The sequence below is a fragment of the Streptomyces sp. NPDC036815 genome, from assembly GCF_055609205.1.
Window position 1 is genome coordinate 1,242,718 of the sequence record NZ_JBVJPW010000001.1, and the last position, 21,456, is coordinate 1,264,173.

A 21,456-nucleotide genomic window follows, 5' to 3' on the forward strand; every position below is an offset into this window, starting at 1 on the left:
GTCTATTGCCGTGGGCATCGCGGGTCAAGGTGTTCTGCGGTGATTCTTCGCTTTCCTGGCGGTCGGGGGCGGGCGCGGGGGAGGGGCCCGGCAGGTTCACGGAACGCGACCTCCCGCCGTCGGGCGGGGTTCAACCCCCGTTCACGCACGGGCGCGACGGTGGCGCCGGAAGCAGCCCGGCCGTACGCACCCGCCCACGCGCCCTCAGGAGTAACCATGACGCTCACCCGCAGGGATTTCGCCGGACGCACCGCGGCCACCGGCGCGGGCATCGCGCTGGCCGGCAGCGTCGGCGCGCTGGCCACCGCGCCCGGCGCGCTGGCCGCGACGGACCTCCAGGACGACCAGGAGACGGCGGACGGCGCCCCGGGCCACGCTCCCCACGGCCCCGGCTACGGTCCGCTGATCCCCGACCCGGAGGGCCTGCTCGCGCTGCCCGCCGGATTCTCGTACCGCGTCCTCACGCACAGCGGCAGGACGCGACTGGAGAGCGGTGAGTTCACCCCCTCCCACCACGACGGCACCGCCACCTTCCGCGGCCCCCGCGGCACCACCCTCCTCGTCAACAACCACGAGCTCGGCGGCCCCCGCAGCAAGTGGCAGCACCCCGTGCCGCTCACCGAGGGCCTGGTCTACGACCCGGCCGCGGCCGGCGGCTGCACCGTCGTCGAGGTCCGCCCCGACGGGCGCGTCGCCGAGTGGGTCGGCATCGCCGGCACCGCCACCAACTGCGCGGGCGGCAGCACCCCTTGGGGCACCTGGCTCACCTGCGAGGAGACCGAGGACAGAGCCGGCAGGAACGGCATGACCAAGGACCACGGCTACGTCTTCGAGGTCGACCCCCTCGACCGGCGTGCCAACCGCGCCCCCGAGCCGATCAAGGCGCTGGGCCGCTACGCCCACGAGGCCGTCGTCGTCGACCCCAAGCGCGGCCACCTCTACCTCACCGAGGACGCCTCGAAGCCCAACGGCCTCCTCTACCGCTGGACCCCGCCGCACGGCTTCGAGCACGGCCGCGGCAGGCTGCGCGCCCTCGCCGACGACGCGGGCGTCCTGAAGGCCCCCAAGTGCTACGACTCCGGCGGCCGTTTCGTGGACGACCTGTCCCGCGCCACGAAGACCGGGACGGTATACGGCGTCGACTGGGTCGAGGTCCCCGACCGCGACGCGCGGACCGTACCCGTGCGCGAGCAGTTCGACGACGGCGACATCACCCGCGCGCGCAAGCTCGAAGGCATGTGGTGGGGCGACGGCGGCGTCTACGTCGTCTCCTCGTTCGCCCGCGGCGAGAGCCCCGTCCCGCACGACGGACAGGTGTGGTTCTACCACCCGGGCCGCCGCACCCTGACCCTCAAGGTGCTGCTCGGCGTGAACGCCGACCCGGCGAAGGACGGCGCCTTCGACGGCCCCGACAACATCACCGTCTCCCCGTACGGCGGGCTGGTCATCGCCGAGGACGGCGAGGGCGTCCAGCACCTCTTCGGCGCGACCGAGAGCGGCCGTACGTACCCCATCGCGCGCAACGAACTCAACGCGGGGACGCCGGAGAAGCCCGAGTACAGCGAGTTCACGGGCGTCACCTTCTCGCCCGACGGCAGGACGCTCTACGCCAACATCCAGACGCCCGGCATCATGCTCGCGATCACCGGCCCGTGGCGGCGCCGGCGACGCTGAGAGCCAGCCCGAGTACGGCCCGTCAGCCGCCGCCCCCGGCGCCCGGACCGCCCCCGTCGCCGAGGAGCACGGCCGCCGCGGTGGCGCCCACGGCCGCGAGCGCCGCACTGCCCCAGCCGAAGAGACGGCGCCGGGAGGTGCGGTGCGGGGGCGGCGGGGTGTCGTCCAGCGGGTCGGCGGGGCGGGTGTCCGCGGAGGTTCCGGGTCCGTGGCCGGGGCCGAGGCCGTGGCCGGTAGGCGGCGGTGGTGGGCCCGGATCGGCCGGAGGCGGGCCGCCGTAGAGGCCCCATCCCATGACGCCGTCCGCCGCGTCCTCCGCCCCGTCGTCCCGCCCGCCCCCCTGACCTTCCCGCGGCGCGGCCTGCCGCAGCTGCTCGGCGACCTTGTCCTCCTGGCGCCGGATCTGCCCGGCGACCGGCTCCTGCTCCCACCACGGCTCCCCGGCCGCCCGCCCGGCGCACCAGGCGAGCACCTGCGGGGCCGTCGGCCGGTCCGCGGGATCGCGGGCCAGGCAGCGGCCGAGGAAGTCCTGCCAGGCGGCGTCGGGCACGCCCACCAGGTCCGGCTCGTCGTGCAGCGTGCCGTGCAGGACCTCGGGGGCGCCGCCGGACCCGAAGGGGCCGCGCCCGGTCGCCGCCACGGCGAGGACCGCGCCGAGCGCGAAGACGTCGGCGGCGGGACCCGGCCGGACGCCGGGCGTCAGCCGCTCGGGGGAGACGAAGCCGGGCGAGCCGACGGCCCGGCCCTCGGCCGAGGGGCTCTCGTCGGCCGCGCTCCTCGCGAGGCCGAAACCGATGATCCTGGGCCCGTCCCGCGTGATGACGACGTTGGACGGCTTCACGTCGCGGTGCACCAGGCGCGCCGCGTGCAGGGCAGCCAGCGCCTCGGCGAGCGCGGCGCCCAGCGCGGCGAGTTCGGCGCCGCCGAGCGGGCCGTGCGCGGCCACCGCCTTCGGCAGACCGGGGCCCGCGCAGAACTCGACGGCGTACCAGGGCCGGTCGGCGTCCGGGTCGGCGTCGAGCACGGCGGTGGCGTACCGGCCGGTGACGGTGCGCACGGCGGCCGCCTCGCGACGAAAGCGCGCACGGAACTCCGGATCCGCGGCCGACTGCTCGTGCACCGTCTTGAGGGCCACCGCCCGCCCGGACGCGGACCGCGCCAGCTGGACGCGGCCCCTTGCGCCCTCGCTGAGCGATGCGACGACCCGATACCCGCCGACCTCCACGGATGCTCCTTCCAGAGACCCGAGGAGACCCTCGGGACGACAGGGTGACAGGAAGACCTGTACGTACTGTGCGACGCCCGGGAGGCATCGTACGGTTGCGCCGCCGACCGGCCAGCCGCCGCCTGAGCCGCTGGACCGGCGCCCGAGCCCCTCCGGTCACGACCCGTGGCCGAAAGGGCGCGACGGGTCACCGCATCCCCCGTTCGGGTCGTCTCCGCCCCCGGGCGCGGGCGCCGCGCACCGTGGCTTGTGTGTCTGTTCCATACCGATGTGAGGGCAGTGTGAGTACGGAGCATGGTGCCTCGCCCTCCCGAAGCCTCATACTGCGAATATGACGAGGCCCCCCGGCTCGCGCCGCCACCTGCCGAACAGTCCCTTCAACGTGCCCGCCCCGCCCGCGCCACCCGTGGAGCACTTCGAGGTGGGTGACAGGGTCTCCCATGACCAGTACGGCCTCGGAAGGATCGTGGGCGTCGAGGGAGAGGACGCGGTGGTCATCGACTTCGCGGGCCGCCAGGGACGGTTCCTGAGCCCCTATCCGAAGCTGTCCAAGCTCTGATTCCGATAACGATTTGATACGAGTGAGGGGCGGCGGACCGCGCATGCGGTCCGCCGCCCCTCTTTCATCTCCGCCCCGGCCGGCCTACAGGGCCTGCGCCGACGGCTTCACCATGCCGCGCACCGTGCGGGACTTCACGAACTGCCCCATCGCGGTCATTTCCCACTCGCCGCTGAACTGCTTGATCAGCTTCGCCATCATGACGCCCGTCTGCGCCTCGGCGTTGGTCAGGTCGAAGCGGACCAACTCCTCGCCGGAGGCCGCGTCGATCAGGCGGCAGTAGGCCTTCGCGACCTCGGTGAACTTCTGGCCGGAGAACGAGTTCACCGTGAAGACCAGGCCCGTGACGTCCTGGGGGAGCCGGCCGAGGTCGACGACGATCACCTCGTCGTCACCGCCGCCCTCGCCCGTCAGGTTGTCGCCGGAGTGCTTGATCGCGCCGTTCACGATCGAGAGCTTGCCGAAGTAGCAGCTGTCGACGTGGTTGCGCTGCGGGCCGTACGCGATGACGGAGGCGTCCAGGTCGATGTCCTTGCCGCGGAACGCGGGCTCCCAGCCGAGGCCCATCTTGACCTGCGAGAGCAGCGGGCGGCCGCCCTTGACCAGGGACACCGTCTGGTTCTTCTGGAGGCTGACGCGGCCCTTGTCCAGGTTGATCTTCCCGACGCCGGGCGCGGGCGCGGCCGGGGCGGCGGGCGCTGCGGGCGCGGCCTGGCGCGGGTCGGCGACCGGCGGGGGCGGGCCCTGCACCGGCTGGCCCACCGGGGGAGCCGGGGGAGCCGGAGGTGCCACGGGCGCGGCGGCCGGGGCCGGGGCGGGCTCCTCCACCGAGACGCCGAAGTCCGTGGCGATGCCCGCGAGACCGTTGGCGTACCCCTGGCCGACCGCGCGGGCCTTCCACGCGCCGTTGCGCAGGTAGATCTCGACGATCACGAGGGCGGTCTCGGTGCCGAGCTGCGGCGGTGTGAAGGTGGCGAGCACCGAGCCGTCGTCGGCGTTGCGGATCGTGGCGGTGGGCTCGACGCCCTGGAAGGTCTGGCCCGCCGCGTCCGGGCTCGCGGTCACGACGATCTTCTCGATGCCGGGCGGCACGGCGGAGGTGTCGACGGTGACCTTGTCGGGGGTCGTGCCGCCACCGGACTGGTAGGTCACGCCGGGCCCGGAGGGCTGGTTGAAGAAGATGAAGTCGTCGTCGGAGCGCACCTTGCCGTCGGCGGTGAGCAGCAGGCCCGATACGTCGAGCCGCACCGGAGCGGCGACGTCCACCGCCACGCGGGTGGCGGTCAGCGGGATGTTCGAGCCAGGGGTCATAGCTGTCATGCCAGGGGTAACGAACGATCCCGCTTTGCCGTTCCCTTACCTGGCGAAGGTTTTTTCCGGGCCTCGCGGGCGGCGGGGCACGGCCGGAAGCGCGTGTCCCGGCCCCGCCGCGCGGTACCGGATTTACGGCACGACCACGATCTTCCGCCCCACCCCGGCGGCGAACCGGTCGAGCGCCTGCGGGTACTCCGCGAGCGGCAGCCGGTCGCTGATGAAGACGTCCGGGTCGAGGACGCCGCCCGCGAACAGCTCCGCCGCCCGCTCGTAGCTGTGCAGGACCGCCATCGAACCGGTGATGGTGATCTCCTGGTTGTAGATCCGGTACGGGTCGATGTTCACGCGCGTGGCGTAGTCGGCGACGCCGAACTGCAGGAACGTGCCCGCCTTGGCGACCCGTTCGAGCCCGTCCTGGATCGCGGCCGCGTTGCCCGTCGCGTCGACGACGACGTCCCAGCCCTGCGGCCGGTCGAGCTCGTCCGCGTGCGCCGCCGACCCCGAGACGCCCAACTGCCGTGCCGTGGCGAGCCGGTCCGCGTTCAGGTCCACGACGTCCACGCTCGCCGCGCCGGTGCGCTTGGCGAGCTCCAGCATCATCAGGCCCATCGTCCCCGAGCCGTAGATCAGCACGTGCGAGCCGAGCCGCGAGCGCAGCACGTCGTAGCCGCGCACGGCGCACGAGAGGGGCTCGATCAGGGCGGCGTCCTCGGTGCGCACGTGGTCGGGCAGGCGTACGCAGTTCGCGGCGGGCGCCACCGCGTACTGGGCGGCGCCGCCCGCGGTGGTCACGCCGATCGCGGCCCACCGCTCGCAGAGGTTGCCCCGCCCGTCCCGGCAGTAGCGGCACTCGTGGCAGTGCAGCGAGGGGTCCACGGCGACCCGGTCGCCGACGGCGAGCGTGCGCACGTCGCTGCCGAGCGCGACGACCTCACCGGCGAACTCGTGCCCGGGCACGACCGGCAGGGTGGGCGCGAACTCTCCCTGGAGGATGTGCAGGTCGGTCCCGCACAGTCCGCATGCGGCGACCTCGACGACGACCTCACGGGGCCCCGGCGTGGGGTCGGGCAGCTCCCCGACGGCGGCCTTGCCGACGGACTCGATGATGGCGGCCTTCACTTGACGGCTCCCAACGACAGGCCCTGGACCAGCTTGTCCTGGGCGGCGAACCCCGCGGCGAGCACCGGCAGGGAGATCACGAGCGACGCGGCGCACACCTTCGCCAGGAACAGGCCCTGGCTGGTGATGAAGCCGGTCAGGAAGACGGGCGCGGTCTGGGCGACGACGCCCGTGAGCACCCGGGCGAAGAGCAGTTCGTTCCAGCTGAAGATGAAGCAGATCAGGGAGGTCGCGGCGATCCCGGGCAGCGCGATGGGCGCCACCACGCGCGTGAGGATCGTCGGCAGCCGCGCCCCGTCGATCTGCGCGGCCTCGATGACCGGTCTGGGGACCTCGGCGAGGAACGACTGCATCATCCACACCGCGATCGGCAGGTTCATCGAGGTGTAGAGCAGGACGAGCAGCCAGATGTTGTCGAGCAGGCCGGTGTTCTTGGCGAAGAGGTAGATCGGCAGCAGGCCCGCCACGACCGGCAGCATCTTCGTGGACAGGAAGAAGAAGAGCACGTCCGTCCACTTCTTGACGGGCCTGATGGACAGCGCGTACGCGGCCGGCAGGGCCAGGACGAGCACGCACAGGGTCGAGACGACGGACGCCACCGTCGAGTTGACGAGCGAGGGCCAGGGGCTCGCGCCGCCGCCCGAGCCGAAGAACTCGCGGTAGCCGTCGAGGGTGAGGGAGGCGGCGAGCGAGGGCGGGTTGGTCGCCGCGTCCTCCTCCGAGTGGAAGGAGGTCAGCGCCATCCAGGCGATGGGCAGGAAGAACAGGATGCCGGCGAGCCAGGCGGTGAGCCCCAGGCCGATTCCCTTGCCGCGTGCGTTGCTCATCAGCGGGACACCTCCTCGCGGAACAGGGACGAGACGACCCGCAGCGCGAAGGTCGCGATGACGAGCGAGCCGATGACGACGAGCACGCCCGCCGCGGAGGCCAGACCGTTCTCGTGGGCCTGGTAGAAGCTCTGGTAGACGGTGTACGGCAGGTTGGCGGTGCCGAGGCCGCCCGAGGTGAGGGTGAAGACGGCGTCGAAGTTCTGCACGATGTAGATCGAGCCGAGCAGCGCGCCCAGTTCGAGGTAGCGGCGCAGGTGCGGCAGCGTCAGATGCCGGAAGACCTGCCAGTTGCTCGCGCCGTCCATCCGGGCCGCCTCGATCAGCTCGGGGTCGCGGCTCTGCAGCCCCGCGAGCAGGATCAGCATCATGAAGGGCGTCCACTGCCACACCAGGGAGGCCTCGACGGCGAGGAGCGGGGTGTGGGAGATCCAGTCGGGCTGGGCGGCGGAGTCCCCGCCGACCCAGTGCAGGAGGCCGTTGAAGAGCCCGTACTCGGGGTTGTAGAGCACGTGTTTCCACAGCAGCGCCGCGGCCACGGGGACCAGCAGGAACGGCGCGATGAGGAGCGTGCGCACCAGGCCGCGGCCGCGGAACCTGCGGTTCAGGAGCAGCGCGAGGCCGAGCCCCGCGACCAGGCTCGCCAGCACGACGGAGGCCGTGAGGACGATCGTGGTCAGCACGGACTTGCGCAGGTCGGGATCGGTGAGGACCTCGGTGTAGTTGGCAAACCCGGTGAAGCTGCGGGCGTCCGGATAGAGGGCGTTCCAGTCGAAGAAGGAGATCACCAGGGTGGCCACGAAGGGCAGTTGGGTCACGGCGATCATGAAGACGAGTGCGGGCAGCAGGGGCGCGCGGGTCGCCCAGGCGCGCAGCCTTCCCGGTGGCCTGGACGCCGTCGTGCCGGGCACGCGCGCGTGCCCCACGGCGGAGGTGCTTGCGGTGGCGGTCATCGTCCCTCGTACTCCTCGGAGATCTTCTCGGCGAGCTCCTGCGACTTCTTCAGGGCCGACCCGACGGACTGGCGTCCGGCGATGGCCGCACTGATCTCCTGGGAGACCTTGGTGCCGAGGTCGGTGAACTCGGGGATGCCGACGAACTGGATGCCGGGCGCCGGGCGGGGCTGCACGCCCGGGTCGCGGGGCCGCGCGCCCTCGATGGCGGCGCGGGTGACGTCCTGGAAGGCGGCGGCCTCCGCGCGGTAGGCCGGGTTCGCGTAGGTCGAGGCGCGTTTGCCCGCGGGGACGTTCGACCAGCCGGTCTTCTCGCCGACGAGCTTCTCGTACTCCTTGCCCGACGCCCAGGAGATGAACTGCCAGGCCCTGTCCGGGTTGTGGGAGGCCTTCTGCATGCCCCAGGCCCACGTGTAGAGCCACCCCGAGCTCTTCGTCCGCTCCACCGGGGCGGGCACGTAGCCGATCTTGCCCTTGACCGGGGACTTGGCGGATTCCAGGGACCCCGCGGCGGCCGTCGCGTCGTACCACATGGCGGTCTTGCCCTGGGTGAGGTTGTTGAGGCACTCGGCGTAGCCGGACTGCGCGGCGCCGGACTCGCCGTGCTCGCGGACGAGGTCCACGTAGAAGCGGGTCGCCCTTTCGAACTCGGGGGAGTCCAGACGGGCCTTCCACCCCTTGTCGAACCAGGTGCCCCCGAAGGTGTTCACCACGGTCGTCAGGGGCGCCATCACCTCGCCCCAGCCGGGCAGCCCGCGCAGACAGATGCCCTTCATCCCCGGCTTCTTGCCGTCCACGCGGGCGGCGAGAGCGGCCACCTGCTGCCAGGTGGGGTGCTCGGGCATGGTCAGGCCGGCCTTCTTGAAGACGTCCTTGCGGTACATCAGGAAGGACGACTCTCCGTAGAAGGGCTGCCCGTAGAGCTTGCCGTCGTCGCCGGTGAGGGACTGGCGCATCGGCGCCAGGATGTCCTTCTCGTCGTACGCCCGGTCCTTTCGCGCGTACGAACCGACCTCGTGCAGCCAGCCGTTCCTCGCGTAGATCGGTATCTCGTAGTTGCTGAGCGTCGCGACGTCGTACTGGCCTGCCTGGTTGGCGAAGTCCTGGCTGATCTTGTCGCGGACGTCGTTCTCCGGCAGGACGGTGAAGTTCACCTTGATGCCCGTCCTCTTGGTGAAGTGGGCGGCGGTGAGCTTCTGCAACTCCACCATCTGCGGGTTGTTCACCATGAGGACGTTGATGGAGTCGCCGCCTGAACCGGACCCGCCGGCGCCGGCCCAGCAGCCGGCGAGCAGCGGGGCGAGCAGCGCCCCTGCGGCGGCCGCGGCGAGCGTGCGCGGCCTCCGTCGGCTCGGGGTTCGCATGAGTCGCTCCTGAACATAGAGGGGCAAGAGGGGTGTTCGGGGCATGCCGGGGCGTGCGGAAGCCCGCGATGCGCGCGGAGAGAGCGGAAGAGAGCGGGAGAGAGAGCGGGAGGAGTTGGGGGGAAGCGGAGGAGAGGGAGGGAGCGGTCGGTCAGGTGCGGATGACCTGGGGGCCCAGGAGCGAGTAGCGGTGTGCCTCGGACGTGGGCAGCCGACTGCTCGTGACGATCGCGTCCAGATCGCCGATCCCCGCGAACCGGCAGAAGCTCGTCGCCCCGAACTTGGTGTGCACGCCCAGGAACACGGTGCGCCGCGACGCCCTGATGGCCTGCGCCTTCACCTCGCTGACCGCGGGGTCGGGGGTGGTCAGGCCGTGTTCGCGGGAGATGCCGTTGGCGCCGATGTACGCCAGGTCGATGACGAATCCGGCCAGCATGCGGGTCGTCCAGTGGTCGACGGTGGCGAGCGTGCCGGGGCGGACCCGGCCGCCGAGCAGCAGGACGGTGATGTTCTCGGCCTCGGCGAGGGCGCCCGCGGTGGCCAGCGAGGCGGTGACCACGGTCAGGGCGCGGCCCGCCGCGGCGCCGGGCAGGGCCTCGGCGATCAGCTGCGGGGTGAAGCCCTCGTCGACGAAGACCGTCTCGGCGTCGCCGAGGAGCTCCGCCGCGGCGGCGGCGATGCGCCGCTTCTCGGGGACGTGCATGGTGGTGCGGAAGGCGAGGGTGGTCTCGAAGCCCGCGCTCTCCACGGGGTAGGCGCCGCCGTGGGTGCGGCGGACCAGGCCGTGGTCCTCCAGGGCCCGCAGATCGCGGCGGACGGTCTCCTTCGCGACCCCGAGCTCCCCGGCGAGCACCGTCACGTCGACGGAGCCGGAGTGGCGGGCCGCGTTGACGATCCGCCGCTGACGTTCTTCCGCGGTCATCGGCGCCACCTTCTTCCCCTGGTCGGTGCGTGCCCGTTCGGGCCTGTGGGGGAAGTTCTACCGTCCGGGCCCGGGGGTGACCAGGCTCGCAGTGGGCTCGATGCTGCCCGTTTGTGCCCGCTTGGCGGGACGACGGCCTGTGCGGCGGGCCGGGGGCGTGCCCGTTCCGGGGGGTCGCGCTGCCCGTTCGGTGCCCGGTCGGGGGCGGGCGGGCACCGGGCGGAGGCAGGCGGCGGCCGGTGCGGTCAGTACGGCCACACCGGCGGGCTCGTGCAGAAGTGGCCCCCCAGGAGCGTGTGGTCGGGATTGGCCGGATCCGGTTCGCCCTGCTCGGCGAGGAGCTTCTGCGCGTACCGCTCGGAGTCGTCCCGCGGGGCGTAGCCGAGCGCCCGCGCGGAGGAGAGGTCCCACCACAGGCGGGTGTTGGCGGAGGAGCCGTGGACCACGGTGTGCCCGACGTCCTCGGCGGTGAGCGCCGCGTGGAAGAGGCGTGCGCCGTCCCCGGGGCTCAGCCAGATGGACAGCATCCGCACGCTCGACGGCTCGGGAAAGCACGACCCGATGCGGACCGAGACGGTCTCGATGCCGTGCTTGTCCCAGTAGAGCTGGGCGAGGTCCTCGCCGAAGGACTTGGACAGGCCGTAGAAGGTGTCGGGGCGGCGCGGGGTGTCGACCGGGATCAGCGGCTCGTCGCCGAGGGGGCGCGGGGTGAAGCCCACCGCGTGATTGGAGGAGGCGAAGACGATCCGGTTGACGCCTTCCTCGCGGGCCGCCTCGTAGAGGTTGTACGTGCCTTCGATGTTGGCTCGCAGGATCTTGTCGAAGGTGGACTCCAGGGAGATGCCCGCCAGATGGAGGACCGCGTCGACCCCGCGCACGGCCTCGCGCAGAGCCGCGGGGTCGGCCAGGTCCGCGGTGATGGCGTCCGGTTCGCCCTCGACGGGGCGCACGTCGAGCAGGCGCAGGTCGTAGCCGTACGTCGGCAGGAGACCGCGCATCAGCGTGCCGAGGCCGCCGGCGGCGCCGGTGAGCAGGACGGTGCGGGGAGCGGGCATGACGGATCTCCTCGGGCGCGTATGTATCCACGGACCGGATTCACATGCATGGACGCAGCTGCGGACACGCTAGGGATCTCCGTCGCGCGGCGTCAAGTGTCCGTGGCGCGCCGCGCGGGGGGCTCGCGGAGGAGGTACTCCGCTCCAGCCGCCCCTGGGTGCGGAGTTCGTCCGCTTGACCGGGCTCGATCGGGCGCTTTAGCGTGGACGCGTTCAGAGATATGGACATGAATCAGAAACGTGCACGCTCCGCACGCACGCCTGGCACGCACGCCTAGGGAGAGCCCGTGACGTCAGCCCCCCTCGCTTCCCGACTCCGCGTCCCCAGCGGGCCGCTCTTCTTCCCGGTCACCGCGTACGGGCCCGACGGCGCCCTCGACCTGGACACCTTCCGCGACCACGTGCGCGACGGCATCGACGCGGGGGCGGCGGCCGTGTTCGCCTGCTGCGGCACCGGCGAGTTCCACGCCCTGACCCCCGAGGAGTTCCAGGAGTGCGTCGCCGCCGCCGTCGACGAGGCGGCGGGGCGCGTCCCGGTGGTCGCGGGCGCCGGGTACGGCACCGCGCTCGCCGTGCGGTACGCGCGCCTCGCCGAGGAGGCGGGCGCCGACGGCCTCCTCGCCATGCCGCCCTATCTCGTCGTCGCCGGACAGGAGGGGCTGATCCGGCACTACACCGAACTGGCCGCGGCCACCTCCCTGGACGTCATCGTCTACCAGCGCGACAACGCCGTCCTCACCCCGGAGACGGTCGTCGCGCTCGCGCGCGCGGAGGGCGTCATCGGCTTCAAGGACGGCCTCGGCGACATGGACCTGATGCAGCGCACGGTCAGCGCCGTGCGCAGTCAAGTGCCGGGCGGCTTCCTGTACTTCAACGGGCTGCCGACCGCGGAGCTGACCGGGCTCGCCTACCGGGGCATCGGCGTGACCCTCTACTCCTCGGCGGTGTTCTGCTTCGCGCCCGACATCGCGCTCGCCTTCCACCGTGCGTTCAACGCGGGCACCCCGGAGGGCGACGCCGCCGTCGACCGGCTCGTCGACGGCTTCTACCGGCCCTTCGTGGAGCTGCGCGCCCTCGGCCGCGGCTACGCGGTCTCCCTCGTCAAGGCGGGCGTGCGGCTCGGCGGCCTCGACGTCGGCCACGTACGGCCGCCGCTGCACGAGCCGGACGCCGAACACGTCAAGCGACTCGCGGAACTCGTCGAGCGGGGCCGGGAGTTGCTGCGGAGCGGGCTGCCCGGCGGCTTCGGGGAGGGCGTGTGAAGGCCGCCGCGTTCCTCTACCCCTGGGACGTCGTCGGCGACCCCGGCGCGCCCACCCGCCTCGCCGCGCTGGGCATCCGCCAGGTCACCCTGGCCGCCGCCTACCACTCCACACGCGCCCTGACGCCGCGCCACCCCCGCCACCGCGTCGTCACGGCCGCCCACGCCGCCGTCCTCTACCCGCCGGGCGACCGCTGGCAGGGGCGCGAGCCGCGGCCGTACGCCGCCGGGGACTGGGCGCCGGGCGACGCCTACGGAGAGGCGGCGCGGGCGCTCGGCGACGCCGGGATCGAGGTGCACAGCTGGGTCGTCCTCGCCCACAACTCCCGTATGGGCGAGGAGCATCCGGCGACCTCCGTGGTGAACGCCTACGGCGACCGCTACCCCTGGGCGCCCTGCATCGCCCGGCCCGCCACGCGCGCGTACCTGGTCGACCTCGCCGCGGAGGCCGCCGTGCGCCCCGGCACGCGCGGCACCGAACTGGAGTCCTGCGGCTGGTACGGCCTCGCGCACCTGCACGCCCACGACAAGACCGCCGGTGTCCCCCTCGGCGAAGCCGGGCAGTACCTGATGTCGCTGTGCTTCTGCGCCTCCTGCCGGGAGGGGTACGCCGGACAGGGCCTCGATCCGGACGAGCTCGCGGCCGTCGTCCGCGGCGCCCTGGAGCCCGTGTGGCGCGGTGCGGGCGAACCCGACGGCTGGACGGCCGTGGAGAGACTGATCGGCGCCGACCGGGCGGCGGCCACGCGCGCGTGGCGCGGGGCGACCGCCCGTACCCTCCAGGAGGCCGCCGTCGGCGCGGTCCGCGCGGCGGCGCGCGACGCGGAGCCCGGCTTCCAAGTGCTGCTCCACGCCGACCCGGTCACGTACCACTGCGGCGCGAACGCGGGCGTCGACCCGGCGCACGTCCTCTCCGTGGCCGACGGAGTGGTGGTGCCCTGCACGGGCGGCCCGCGCCTGCTCGCGCCGTTCGCCGGGCTGGGCGGGGACGGCACGGTCCTGGCCGCCAACCTCACCGTGGTGAGCGGCATGGGCGGCAGTCCCGCCACCCTCGCCGCCGACGCGGCCCGTGCCGCGGAGCTCGGCGCCACCGAACTGCGGCTCTACCACGCGGGCCTGGCGTCGGACGGTGACCTCGGCCTCGTCGCCGAAGCCCTGTCGCGCCCGGCGTGATCGCCGATACGATCCGCGGAACCACAGGCGTCACTCCCGTGACGGTCATGACAGCGACCGGCACGGAGGCGACAGCGGACAGAGGGAGCAAGGTGCGCAACAAGGGGATATCCGGGCTGGTCTGCGCCGGACTGATGGCGGGCGCCGCGGCGCTCGGGGGAGCGGTCCCGGCCGCCGCACAGACGACCGCCGCGGACCGGCACGCCGCCGCCACCGACATCCGTGAACGCCTGGAGCGCATACCGGGCATGACGGTGGTCTCGGTCGCCGACAAGGAGGGCCACCCCCTCTACACGCTCACGTACGAGCAGCCTGTCGACCACCGCAAGCCCCACGGCGCCACCTTCACGCAGCGCGCCACGCTCTGGCACAAGGCCACGGACAAGCCGACCGTCCTGTACACCGGCGGCTACACCCTCCCCGGCGGCACCACCGCGCTCACCAAGCTGATCGACGCCAACCAGGTCGCCGTCGAGCACCGCTACTTCGCCCAGTCGCGGCCCGCGGGCCCCGAGGGCGACGACTGGTCCAAGATGACCATCCAGCAGGAAGCCGCCGACGAGCACCGCCTCACCCGCGCCCTGCGCGGGATCGAGAAGGGCAAGTGGCTCGGCACCGGCGCCAGCAAGGGCGGCATGACGGCGACGTACCACGAGCGCTTCTACCCCGGGGACCTGGACGCGGTCGTCGCGTTCGTCGCGCCGAACGACGCGGACAACCGTGACGACCGGGGCTACGAACGCTTCTTCAGGACGGTCGGCACCAAGGAGTGCCGGGCCGCGCTGAACGCCGTGCAGCGCGAGATGCTCGTACGCCGTGACACCTTCCTGCCGACGTTCGAGAAGGAGCAGAAGGCCGCCGGGCACACCTTCCACGAGACGCTCGGCACCACGGACCGCGCCTACGAGTTCGCCGTCCTCGACCAGGTGTGGAACTTCTGGCAGAGCGGCAACGAGGCCGACTGCGCGGGCGTCCCCGACGCGAAGCAGGTCACCGACGACGAGCTCTGGCAGTGGTCGAAGGAGCACGGCTTCAGCGTCTACCACGACCAGGAACTCGGCACCAACGGCACCGGCCCCTACTACCGCCAGGCCGCCACCCAACTCGGCTGGGCCGACCTGGAGTTCGCCCACCTCAAGGGCGTGCGCCACTACCCCGGCATCTACCAGCCCAACTCGGTGCTGCCCGCCGCCATGCGCGGCACGTACAACAACAGCACCACCGCCGACGTCGACCGCTGGGTGAAGACCCGCGGGCGCCACATGATGTTCGTCTACGGCGAGAACGACCCGTGGAGCGCGGAGAAGTTCACGCCGAGCCGCCACGACTCCTACCGCTACGTGGTCCCCGGCGCCAACCACGGCGCGTCCATCGCCAAGCTGCCCGAGGCCGAGCAGACGAAGGCCGTCGCCACCATCAAGCGCTGGGCGAACGTGAAGTAACCCGCTCCCGGGTCCTCAGCAGGGGCGCGGCGATCAGCAGCCGCGCCCCCGCGAGCACCAGCAGCAGCACGCGGTGGTCGACGCTCTCCACGAGGGCCGCGCCCGCCGCGATGCCGAGCGCGGTCGGCGTGAACATCAGGGTGTTGGCGGTCGCCGCCACCCGGCCGACGAGCGCGTCCGGCGTCTCGCGCTGGACCGCCGTCAGGCCGGCGATGAGCACGCAGGGCAGCCCGACGCCGTTCGTGAAGCTGCCCACGAGCACCGCCGCGTCGTTCGGCAGCGCGTTCAGGACCGCGGCCGCGCCGGTCAGCGCGATGCCCGCGCCCGCGAACCGGCGCGCCCCGAACCGCCGCATCAGCGCCCCCGACGCCACGCCCACCGCCACGGAACCGGCGCCCTGAGCGACGTACAGCACGCCCGTGTACGAGGGGGAGCGGCCGAGGCCCTCGACGATCGCGAAGAGGACCGCGCCGCTGATCCCCGAGCTCAGCATCGTCAGGCCGCCCGCGAGGACGAGGGGCCGCAGCCGTGCGTGCCCCCACAGGTACCGCGCCCCCTCCCCGGTCCGCGCCCGCAGCGACGAGCGGTCGGGCACCGGCACGCTCTCCCGCACCCGCAGCAGCGCGAACATGCCCGCCGCGAGCACGAACGTCACCGCGTCGAGGAGCGCCACCCGGGCGCCACCGTACGCGGCGAAGAGGCCCGCCCCGGCGAGCGGAGCCACCAGCTTCATGCCCTCGTTCGCGGTCATCCGCAGGCCGTTGAAGTCACCGAGCAGCTCCTTGTCGACGGCCGTGGCGACCAGGGCGGCCTCCGCCGCGTCCGTGACGACGCCGCACGCCCCGTACAGCACGAGGACGGCGAAGAGGATCCAGAGCCGCCCCGCGGCGTCGACGGCGAACAGGGACAGGAGCAGGGCGCCGAGCGCGAGATTGGCGGCCACGAGGAGCGGTCTGCGGCGGGTGCGGTCGGCGAGCGTGCCGAGCAGGGGGCCCGCGAGGGTGGGCGCCCAGAGCGCGAACTGGCAGAGCGCGGCCAGCCCGTCGGACCCGGTCAGCTCCTTCACCCAGATCCCGGAGGCCAGCCACAGCGCGGAGCTCCCGAAGCCGGAGACCACCACCGCCCCGAGGTACAGCCCGGCGTTGCGGTCCCGCAGGACGCGCCCGATCGTCGATGTCATGCCTGGTGATGCTGGCTTCTAAGGCCCCGGCGACGGTATCGGGTGTTTTCCCTAGGGCGGGGGCGATGAGTTCGCGGCGCGGTGCCGGTCTACAGGGGAGAGGTACCGAGACGGCCGCCTTAGGCCGTGGTCCGGGACGGGCCCCGGGCTCGGCCCGTCCCGGACTGCCGTCCATGACCCGCACGCACCCAGGGAGTTCCCATGACCGACACCACCGGCGCCACCGGAACCACCGGCGACGCCCTCCCCGACCTCGGCCCGCAGGCCCGCCTCGTGGCGCGGATCGCCGGGCGCATCACGGACGAGCAGCTCGCGGGCCTCACGCCCTGTCCCGACTACGCCGTACGCCACCTCCTCGGCCATGTGCTCGGCCTCGCCGGAGCCTTCGAGACGGCCGCCCGCAAGGAGTTCGGGCCGGCCCTCGACCGGAAGCCCGGCAGCGTCCTGCCCGACCTCGACCCCGGCTGGCGCGAGGAGCTGCCCAAGGCGCTCGACGGCATGGCCGGGGCGTGGCGCGATCCGGCGGCCTGGCAGGGCATGACGCGCGCGGGCGGCATCGACCTGCCGGGCGAGGTCGCGGGCCTCGTCGCGCTCGACGAACTCGTCGTCCACGGCTGGGACCTGGCGCGCGCCACGGGGCAGGAGTACGCGCCGGACGAGGCGAGCCTGGAGGGCGCGCGGGCCCTGCTCTCCCCCGCGGCGCAGGCGAAGCCCGGGGACGGCCCTGACGGGGCCGGACTGTTCGGGACGCCGGTGCCGGTGCCGGACGGCGCGCCGCTGCTGGACCGGGTGATCGGGCTGAGCGGCCGCGACCCGGGCTGGCGGCCGCAGGACTGACCGCCGCGCAGGTACGGATCCGGCCCGCCGCACAGGCACGGACGGGCCCGCCGCGCAGGTACGGATCCGGCCCGCCGCACAGGTATGGATCAGGTAAAGGGTCATCCCGCCCCCTCCCCACACCCGGGTTGATGCGCGTAGACAGTCCTTGACCTGCCCGAACCCTGATGCGGAGACGCAATACATGCGGAAGTCCCTACGCGTGGCCGGCCTGGCCACCGCCTGCACCGTCGCCGGCGCCGCCCTCTACGCCACCGGTGCCGCCAGCGCGGACCAGGCCGAGGCGCGCCCCACCAAGGAGCCCCACAACATCGGTCTCCTCGTCGGCGAGATCGACGCCTACTACGGCGCCGCCAAGGACGCCGACGGCGTGTGGAAGTCCTCGCCCGACAGCCCGTACGCCAAGGACCTGGCCCGCATCCAGGCCAAGGCGAAGAAGGACATCAAGAAGGCCGCGCACCACACCCGGCACGGCAAGAAGCCGGCGATCGTCCTCGACGTCGACGACACCGCGCTGCTCAGCTTCGACTACGAGAAGTCGACGAACTACACGTACAACAACGACAGTTGGAACGCCTACGTCAAGGAGGCCAAGCGTCCCGCGGTCTTCGGCATGCCCCAGCTGGTGAAGTACGCCAAGCGCAAGGGCGTCGAGGTCTTCTTCCTCACCGGGCTCGCCGAGCCGCTGCGCGAGGGTGCCGTGACCAACCTCGCCAGGGCGGGCTACGACACCGCGCTCGACCGCACGCACGTCTTCACCAAGGACAAGGCGAATCCGCCCGCGTACCTGAAGGACTGCGCGACGCCCGCCGCCTGGAACTGCACCACCGTCCAGTTCAAGGAAGGCACCCGCAAGTACATCGAGTCGACCGGCTACAACATCGTCGGCAGCTTCGGCGACCAGACGTCCGACCTCGCGGGCGGCTACGCCGACAGGACGTACAAGCTCCCGAACCCGACGTACTACGTGGGCTGACCGGGGACGCGCGAGATTCTTGGTCTGCCGCGCCACCTAGGTTGCAATCCTGACTAGGTGGCCATACGGTCTAGGCAGCTCAGACGCTCGGGGACCGCGAGGCGTGCGGCACACGCACGCCGCGCGGCCCCTTCGGGAAACGGGGATCCCATGACCATCTCGCCGGACTTCTCGACGGCATCGACCGCCGTCACCGCCACCCTCGCCGCGTACCTGCTGCTCGGCGAGCCCTGGGCCGGCCGCCGGATGTACGGCTCGCTGGCCCGCCGCAGGGACACCGAACCCCGCGCCCTGGTCCGCTACTTCGGCCTCGTGCTCGTCCTCGTCTGGACCTTCGCCGCCTTCGCCGTCGCGGCGCTGCTGCTCTCGCCGGGCACGGACGCCGCCGACCTCGGCCTGACCCTGCCCGAGCGGCCCGTCTACGCCGTCGCCGGAATCCTCGTCTGCACGGCGATCGCCGCGGCCTCGGGGCGGAACTTCCGCGACCTCGCGGAGCGCGGCAGGAACGTGCCGGGGCTCGCCGCCATCGAGGCGATGCTGCCGCGCACCGCCGAGGAGCGCAGGCTCGCCCTGGCCGTCGCCGTGAGCGACGGCCTCTGCTCCGAACTGGTCTACCGCGGCCTGCTCATCGCCTTCGGCGTCGGCGCCCTTGGACTCGACCTCTACGCGGCGGCCGCCCTCTCCGTCCTCGTCTACGCGGTCGCCGGGTACTACCAGGGCCGCCGGGGCGTCCTCGGCTTCGCGCTCTTCGGCGCGGTGTTCACCGGCCTCTACCTCGGGACGGGCAGCCTGCTGCTCCCCGTCGCCGTGCACGTCGCCCTCTCCGTACGCGATCTGACGCTGCCCGCGCCCGACAGGCCGCGCACCGCGCCCGCCGTCCGAAAGGCACAGTGAAGTGACCGACCGCCGCGCCAGCTGGTTCAAGGGCGTACTCGACCTCCTCGTGCTCGCCGGACTCACCGACGGCGAGAGCTACGGCTACGAGATCGCCAAGCTGCTCGACGCCGCGGGCTTCGGCCAGATCAAGGGCGGCACGCTCTATCCCGTACTGAACCGCCTGGAGGAGGCGGGCCTGGTCTCCGCGGAGTTCCGCGCGACCGAGAAGGGGCCGGGCCGCCGCTACTACCGGCTCACCGACGCCGGGCGCGAAACCCTCGGTGAACAGGGCGGCCTCTGGCTCGCCTTCGACGGATCCGTACGCGACGTCCTCGCGAAGGCGGGAGTGACCCCACGATGAACACCACGGACGCGACGAACGCGCGCCACGAGCGCGACGGTTACCTCATCGGCCTCGCCGAGCGGCTGCGGGCGCACGGCCTGCCCGCCGACCGCGTCGAGGCGACCGTCAGGGACCTGGCCGCCCACCTGGAGGAGGCCGGCGCCGACGACGCCGAGGCCGAGTTCGGCCCGGCGGACGAGTTCGCCCGGCAGCTGCTGCCCGCCGCGGGGGAGCGGGCACCGGCGCCGGGCGACACGGTGGAGACCTGGCGCTGGACCGCCGACACCTACGTCGACGAGGAGCTCCTGAACCGCTTCGGCGACGAGGGCTGGGAGGTCGAGCGGGTCGACGCCGTCGGGCGCTTCGTGAGCCACCGCGACCTGGCGCAGCCGCAGCGCTGGGAGTACCGGCGCGAGCTGATCACGCGCGGGCGCGAGGGCCTCGACGAGCGGCTCGCCCCCGACGGCTGGGAGGCGTGCGGGACCTGGGTGATCTACGCGTGGTTCAAGCGCCCGCGCGCGGCGAGCCTCGGGCCCGCGGCCCGGGTGGAGTCACCGCCGCCGGCACCCCTGCGGACCAGATTCTTCAGCGGCAAGTTCTACGGGCTGCTCGCCGTGCTCGCCGTCGGGCTCGTCGCGGCGGGCGTCGGGGTGGCCCTCGACGAGGGCGACGCGAGCTCCGGCATCGGGTTCGTGGTGGGGTGCTTCGCGGGGGCGGCGGCCGCCGTGGGCGCCGCGTGGGGGGTCCAGGCGTGGCAGGGGCGGGGCGCCCGGCGGGACGGGGCGTGAGCAGGCGGCGAGGGACCCGGCGGTAGAGCCAGCGAGGGGAGGGCCCCGGCGGCGCGCCGGGCGCCGGGACCCTCCCCTCACGAAGCGCCTCCGGTCGGGCGGACCGCCCGGCTCAGGCCTTCAGCGCCGCCGACATCATCGCCTTCGCGATCGGGGCCGCCAGGCCGTTGCCGCTGACCTCGTCGCGGGCCGCGCTCGACGACTCGATCATCACCGCGACCGCCACCTGCTTGCCGTCGCCGCCCTTGGCGTACGACGTGAACCAGGCGTACGGCGTCTTGCTGTTGTTCTCGCCGTGCTGGGCCGTGCCCGTCTTGCCGCCGACCGTCGCACCGGCGATCTTCGCGTTCGAACCGGTGCCCTTCTCGACGACCGTCTGCATCGCGGACTGCAGGCCCTCGGCGGTGGACTTGTCCATCACGCGCTGGGAGTCGCCGTCGTCGTACTTCTCCAGGACGTTGCCACCGGAGTCGCTGATCTGCGAGACCATGTGCGGCCTCTCCAGCTCGCCGCCGTTGGCGATGGCCGCCGACACCATCGACATCTGCAGCGGCGTCGCCGTCACGTCGAACTGGCCGATGCCGCTGAGCGCCGTCTGCGCCTTGTCCATGCCCGAGGGGTAGACGCTCTTCGAGGCGCGCACCGGGACGTCCAGCTTGTCGGCGTTGAAGCCCAGCTTCTCCGCCATCGCCTCGACCTTGTCCTGGCCCAGGTCGACGGCCATCTTCGCGAAGACGTTGTTGCACGAGTACTGGAGCGCCGTGCGAATGTCCGCGTTCTCGCAGGGGGCCGCCTGGTTCTCGTTCTTGAGGACCGTGCGCGTGCCGGGCAGCGTGTACGGGTTCGGGCTGCTCGTCCGCGTGTCCACCGAGTCGTAGAGACCGTCCTCCAGGGCCGCGGCCGCGACGACCAGCTTGAAGGTCGAGCCGGGCGGGAGCGGCTGGCGCATCGCGCGGTTGACCATCGGCTTCTCCTTGTCGGTGGTCAGCTTCCGCCACGTCTCGGAGTCCGTGGAGCCGCTGATCCTCGACGGGTCGTACGACGGCGTCGAGACCATGCCGAGGATCTTGCCGGTCTTGGGGTCGACGGCGACCGCGGCGCCCTTGGTGTCGCCCAGCGCCTTGTACCCGGCCTTCTGCACCGCGGGGTCGATCGTCGTCACGACGTCACCGGGGGCGGCGCGCTTGCCGGTGAGCGTGTCGAGGGGCGTCTTCAGCCGGTTGTCGGTGCCGTCGAGCAGGTCCTTGTAGATGCCTTCGAGCTGGGTGGCGCCGTAGACCTGGGAGCTGTAGCCCGTGACGGGTGAGTAGAGGTCGCCGTCCTTGTAGGTGCGTTTGTACGCGAGGTCTCCGCCTTTCGTCCGCTCGGAGCCGGTGATGGCCTCACCGCCCACGATGATGTTGCCCAGCGGGTTCGCGTACTGCTCGATCGCGTTGCGCCGGTTGTGCTTGTCGTCCGCGAGCGCCGTCGAGTCGTGGAACTGCACCCATGTCGCCCGTATCAGCAGGGCGAGCACGAGCAGCAGTGCGAAGACCGAGGCGCGCCTGATCGTCTTGTTCATCCCGTGG

The 21,456-nt window shown here is 72.6% G+C and carries 20 protein-coding genes; 10 read left to right on the plus strand and 10 right to left on the minus strand.

The genetic code is table 11. The annotated features are described in order from the left end of the window. Positions 1-216: 216 nt before the first annotated feature. Positions 217-1,674 carry an alkaline phosphatase PhoX gene (locus ACZ69I_RS05560; protein ID WP_470830563.1) on the plus strand — a complete coding sequence of 486 codons (1,458 nt, stop codon included), beginning with the start codon at positions 217-219 and terminating at the stop codon, positions 1,672-1,674. A gap of 22 nt (positions 1,675-1,696) precedes the next feature. Here ACZ69I_RS05560 and ACZ69I_RS05565 read toward each other — a convergent pair whose 3' ends face one another. Continuing rightward, the gene (locus tag ACZ69I_RS05565) at positions 1,697-2,899 is read right to left on the minus strand and encodes a protein kinase domain-containing protein (protein WP_470830564.1); all 1,203 of its coding nucleotides are present in this window, start codon (positions 2,897-2,899) and stop codon (positions 1,697-1,699) included. A gap of 331 nt (positions 2,900-3,230) precedes the next feature. On the opposite strand from ACZ69I_RS05565, the gene ACZ69I_RS05570 reads away from it, so the two are divergent. After that, positions 3,231-3,458: a CarD family transcriptional regulator gene (locus tag ACZ69I_RS05570; RefSeq protein WP_355818053.1), complete on the plus strand. Its 228-nt coding sequence runs from the start codon at positions 3,231-3,233 to the stop codon at positions 3,456-3,458. A gap of 84 nt (positions 3,459-3,542) precedes the next feature. Here the strand turns inward: ACZ69I_RS05570 and ACZ69I_RS05575 are convergent, their stop codons facing one another. The 7 genes from ACZ69I_RS05575 to ACZ69I_RS05605 all read right to left on the minus strand — a co-directional run bounded on the left by ACZ69I_RS05575 (position 3,543) and on the right by ACZ69I_RS05605 (position 11,012). After that, positions 3,543-4,769 (minus strand): TerD family protein, encoded by a 1,227-nt coding sequence (locus ACZ69I_RS05575; protein ID WP_470830565.1) that lies wholly within the window; start codon positions 4,767-4,769, stop codon positions 3,543-3,545. Positions 4,770-4,901: 132 nt separating this feature from the next. Then, the gene (locus tag ACZ69I_RS05580; RefSeq protein ID WP_470830566.1) at positions 4,902-5,891 is read right to left on the minus strand and encodes a zinc-dependent alcohol dehydrogenase family protein; all 990 of its coding nucleotides are present in this window, start codon (positions 5,889-5,891) and stop codon (positions 4,902-4,904) included. After that, the gene (locus ACZ69I_RS05585; RefSeq protein WP_467682078.1) at positions 5,888-6,718 is read right to left on the minus strand and encodes a carbohydrate ABC transporter permease; all 831 of its coding nucleotides are present in this window, start codon (positions 6,716-6,718) and stop codon (positions 5,888-5,890) included. Before ACZ69I_RS05585 ends, ACZ69I_RS05580 begins: the two co-directional genes overlap by 4 nt. After that, complete coding sequence (locus ACZ69I_RS05590; protein ID WP_470830567.1) at positions 6,718-7,671, minus strand: carbohydrate ABC transporter permease; 954 nt, start codon at positions 7,669-7,671, stop codon at positions 6,718-6,720. Before ACZ69I_RS05590 ends, ACZ69I_RS05585 begins: the two co-directional genes overlap by 1 nt. Continuing rightward, positions 7,668-9,035 carry an ABC transporter substrate-binding protein gene (locus tag ACZ69I_RS05595; RefSeq protein ID WP_470830568.1) on the minus strand — a complete coding sequence of 456 codons (1,368 nt, stop codon included), beginning with the start codon at positions 9,033-9,035 and terminating at the stop codon, positions 7,668-7,670. Before ACZ69I_RS05595 ends, ACZ69I_RS05590 begins: the two co-directional genes overlap by 4 nt. Before the next feature lie 151 nt (positions 9,036-9,186). Then, on the minus strand, positions 9,187-9,957 hold the full coding sequence (locus tag ACZ69I_RS05600) for a DeoR/GlpR family DNA-binding transcription regulator (protein ID WP_467682072.1): 771 nt from the start codon (positions 9,955-9,957) through the stop codon (positions 9,187-9,189). 245 nt (positions 9,958-10,202) lie between these two features. Further along, positions 10,203-11,012, minus strand: a complete 810-nt coding sequence (locus tag ACZ69I_RS05605; protein ID WP_467682070.1) for an NAD-dependent epimerase/dehydratase family protein — start codon at positions 11,010-11,012, stop codon at positions 10,203-10,205. A gap of 287 nt (positions 11,013-11,299) precedes the next feature. On the opposite strand from ACZ69I_RS05605, the gene ACZ69I_RS05610 reads away from it, so the two are divergent. From ACZ69I_RS05610 to ACZ69I_RS05620, 3 genes are read left to right on the plus strand one after another with little or no spacing between them, the layout of a single operon-like run. After that, positions 11,300-12,274 (plus strand): 5-dehydro-4-deoxyglucarate dehydratase, encoded by a 975-nt coding sequence (locus ACZ69I_RS05610; protein WP_470830569.1) that lies wholly within the window; start codon positions 11,300-11,302, stop codon positions 12,272-12,274. Further along, positions 12,271-13,446 (plus strand): hypothetical protein, encoded by a 1,176-nt coding sequence (locus ACZ69I_RS05615; RefSeq protein WP_470830570.1) that lies wholly within the window; start codon positions 12,271-12,273, stop codon positions 13,444-13,446. Before ACZ69I_RS05610 ends, ACZ69I_RS05615 begins: the two co-directional genes overlap by 4 nt. Before the next feature lie 47 nt (positions 13,447-13,493). Continuing rightward, positions 13,494-14,888: a S28 family serine protease gene (locus tag ACZ69I_RS05620; RefSeq protein WP_470830571.1), complete on the plus strand. Its 1,395-nt coding sequence runs from the start codon at positions 13,494-13,496 to the stop codon at positions 14,886-14,888. Here the strand turns inward: ACZ69I_RS05620 and ACZ69I_RS05625 are convergent. Beyond that, entirely contained in the window at positions 14,863-16,068 is a 1,206-nt protein-coding gene (locus ACZ69I_RS05625) for an MFS transporter (RefSeq protein ID WP_470830572.1), read from the minus strand. The genes ACZ69I_RS05620 and ACZ69I_RS05625 overlap by 26 nt on opposite strands. 201 nt (positions 16,069-16,269) lie before the next feature. Between ACZ69I_RS05625 and ACZ69I_RS05630 the strand changes: the two genes are divergently transcribed. The 5 genes from ACZ69I_RS05630 (at position 16,270) to ACZ69I_RS05650 (ending at position 19,888) form a co-directional block, all read left to right on the plus strand. After that, positions 16,270-16,905 carry a TIGR03086 family metal-binding protein gene (locus ACZ69I_RS05630; protein ID WP_470830573.1) on the plus strand — a complete coding sequence of 212 codons (636 nt, stop codon included), beginning with the start codon at positions 16,270-16,272 and terminating at the stop codon, positions 16,903-16,905. A gap of 184 nt (positions 16,906-17,089) precedes the next feature. Continuing rightward, positions 17,090-17,881: an HAD family acid phosphatase gene (locus tag ACZ69I_RS05635; RefSeq protein ID WP_467682058.1), complete on the plus strand. Its 792-nt coding sequence runs from the start codon at positions 17,090-17,092 to the stop codon at positions 17,879-17,881. A 150-nt stretch (positions 17,882-18,031) separates the two neighbouring features. Continuing rightward, entirely contained in the window at positions 18,032-18,775 is a 744-nt protein-coding gene (locus tag ACZ69I_RS05640) for a CPBP family intramembrane glutamic endopeptidase (RefSeq protein ID WP_467682056.1), read from the plus strand. Position 18,776: 1 nt separating this feature from the next. Continuing rightward, positions 18,777-19,118, plus strand: a complete 342-nt coding sequence (locus tag ACZ69I_RS05645) for a PadR family transcriptional regulator (protein ID WP_389712550.1) — start codon at positions 18,777-18,779, stop codon at positions 19,116-19,118. Continuing rightward, positions 19,115-19,888 carry a hypothetical protein gene (locus ACZ69I_RS05650; RefSeq protein ID WP_470830574.1) on the plus strand — a complete coding sequence of 258 codons (774 nt, stop codon included), beginning with the start codon at positions 19,115-19,117 and terminating at the stop codon, positions 19,886-19,888. Before ACZ69I_RS05645 ends, ACZ69I_RS05650 begins: the two co-directional genes overlap by 4 nt. A 112-nt stretch (positions 19,889-20,000) precedes the next feature. On the opposite strand, the gene ACZ69I_RS05655 is transcribed toward ACZ69I_RS05650, so the two are convergent. Further along, complete coding sequence (locus tag ACZ69I_RS05655; RefSeq protein WP_470830575.1) at positions 20,001-21,449, minus strand: peptidoglycan D,D-transpeptidase FtsI family protein; 1,449 nt, start codon at positions 21,447-21,449, stop codon at positions 20,001-20,003. Positions 21,450-21,456 lie beyond the last annotated feature (7 nt).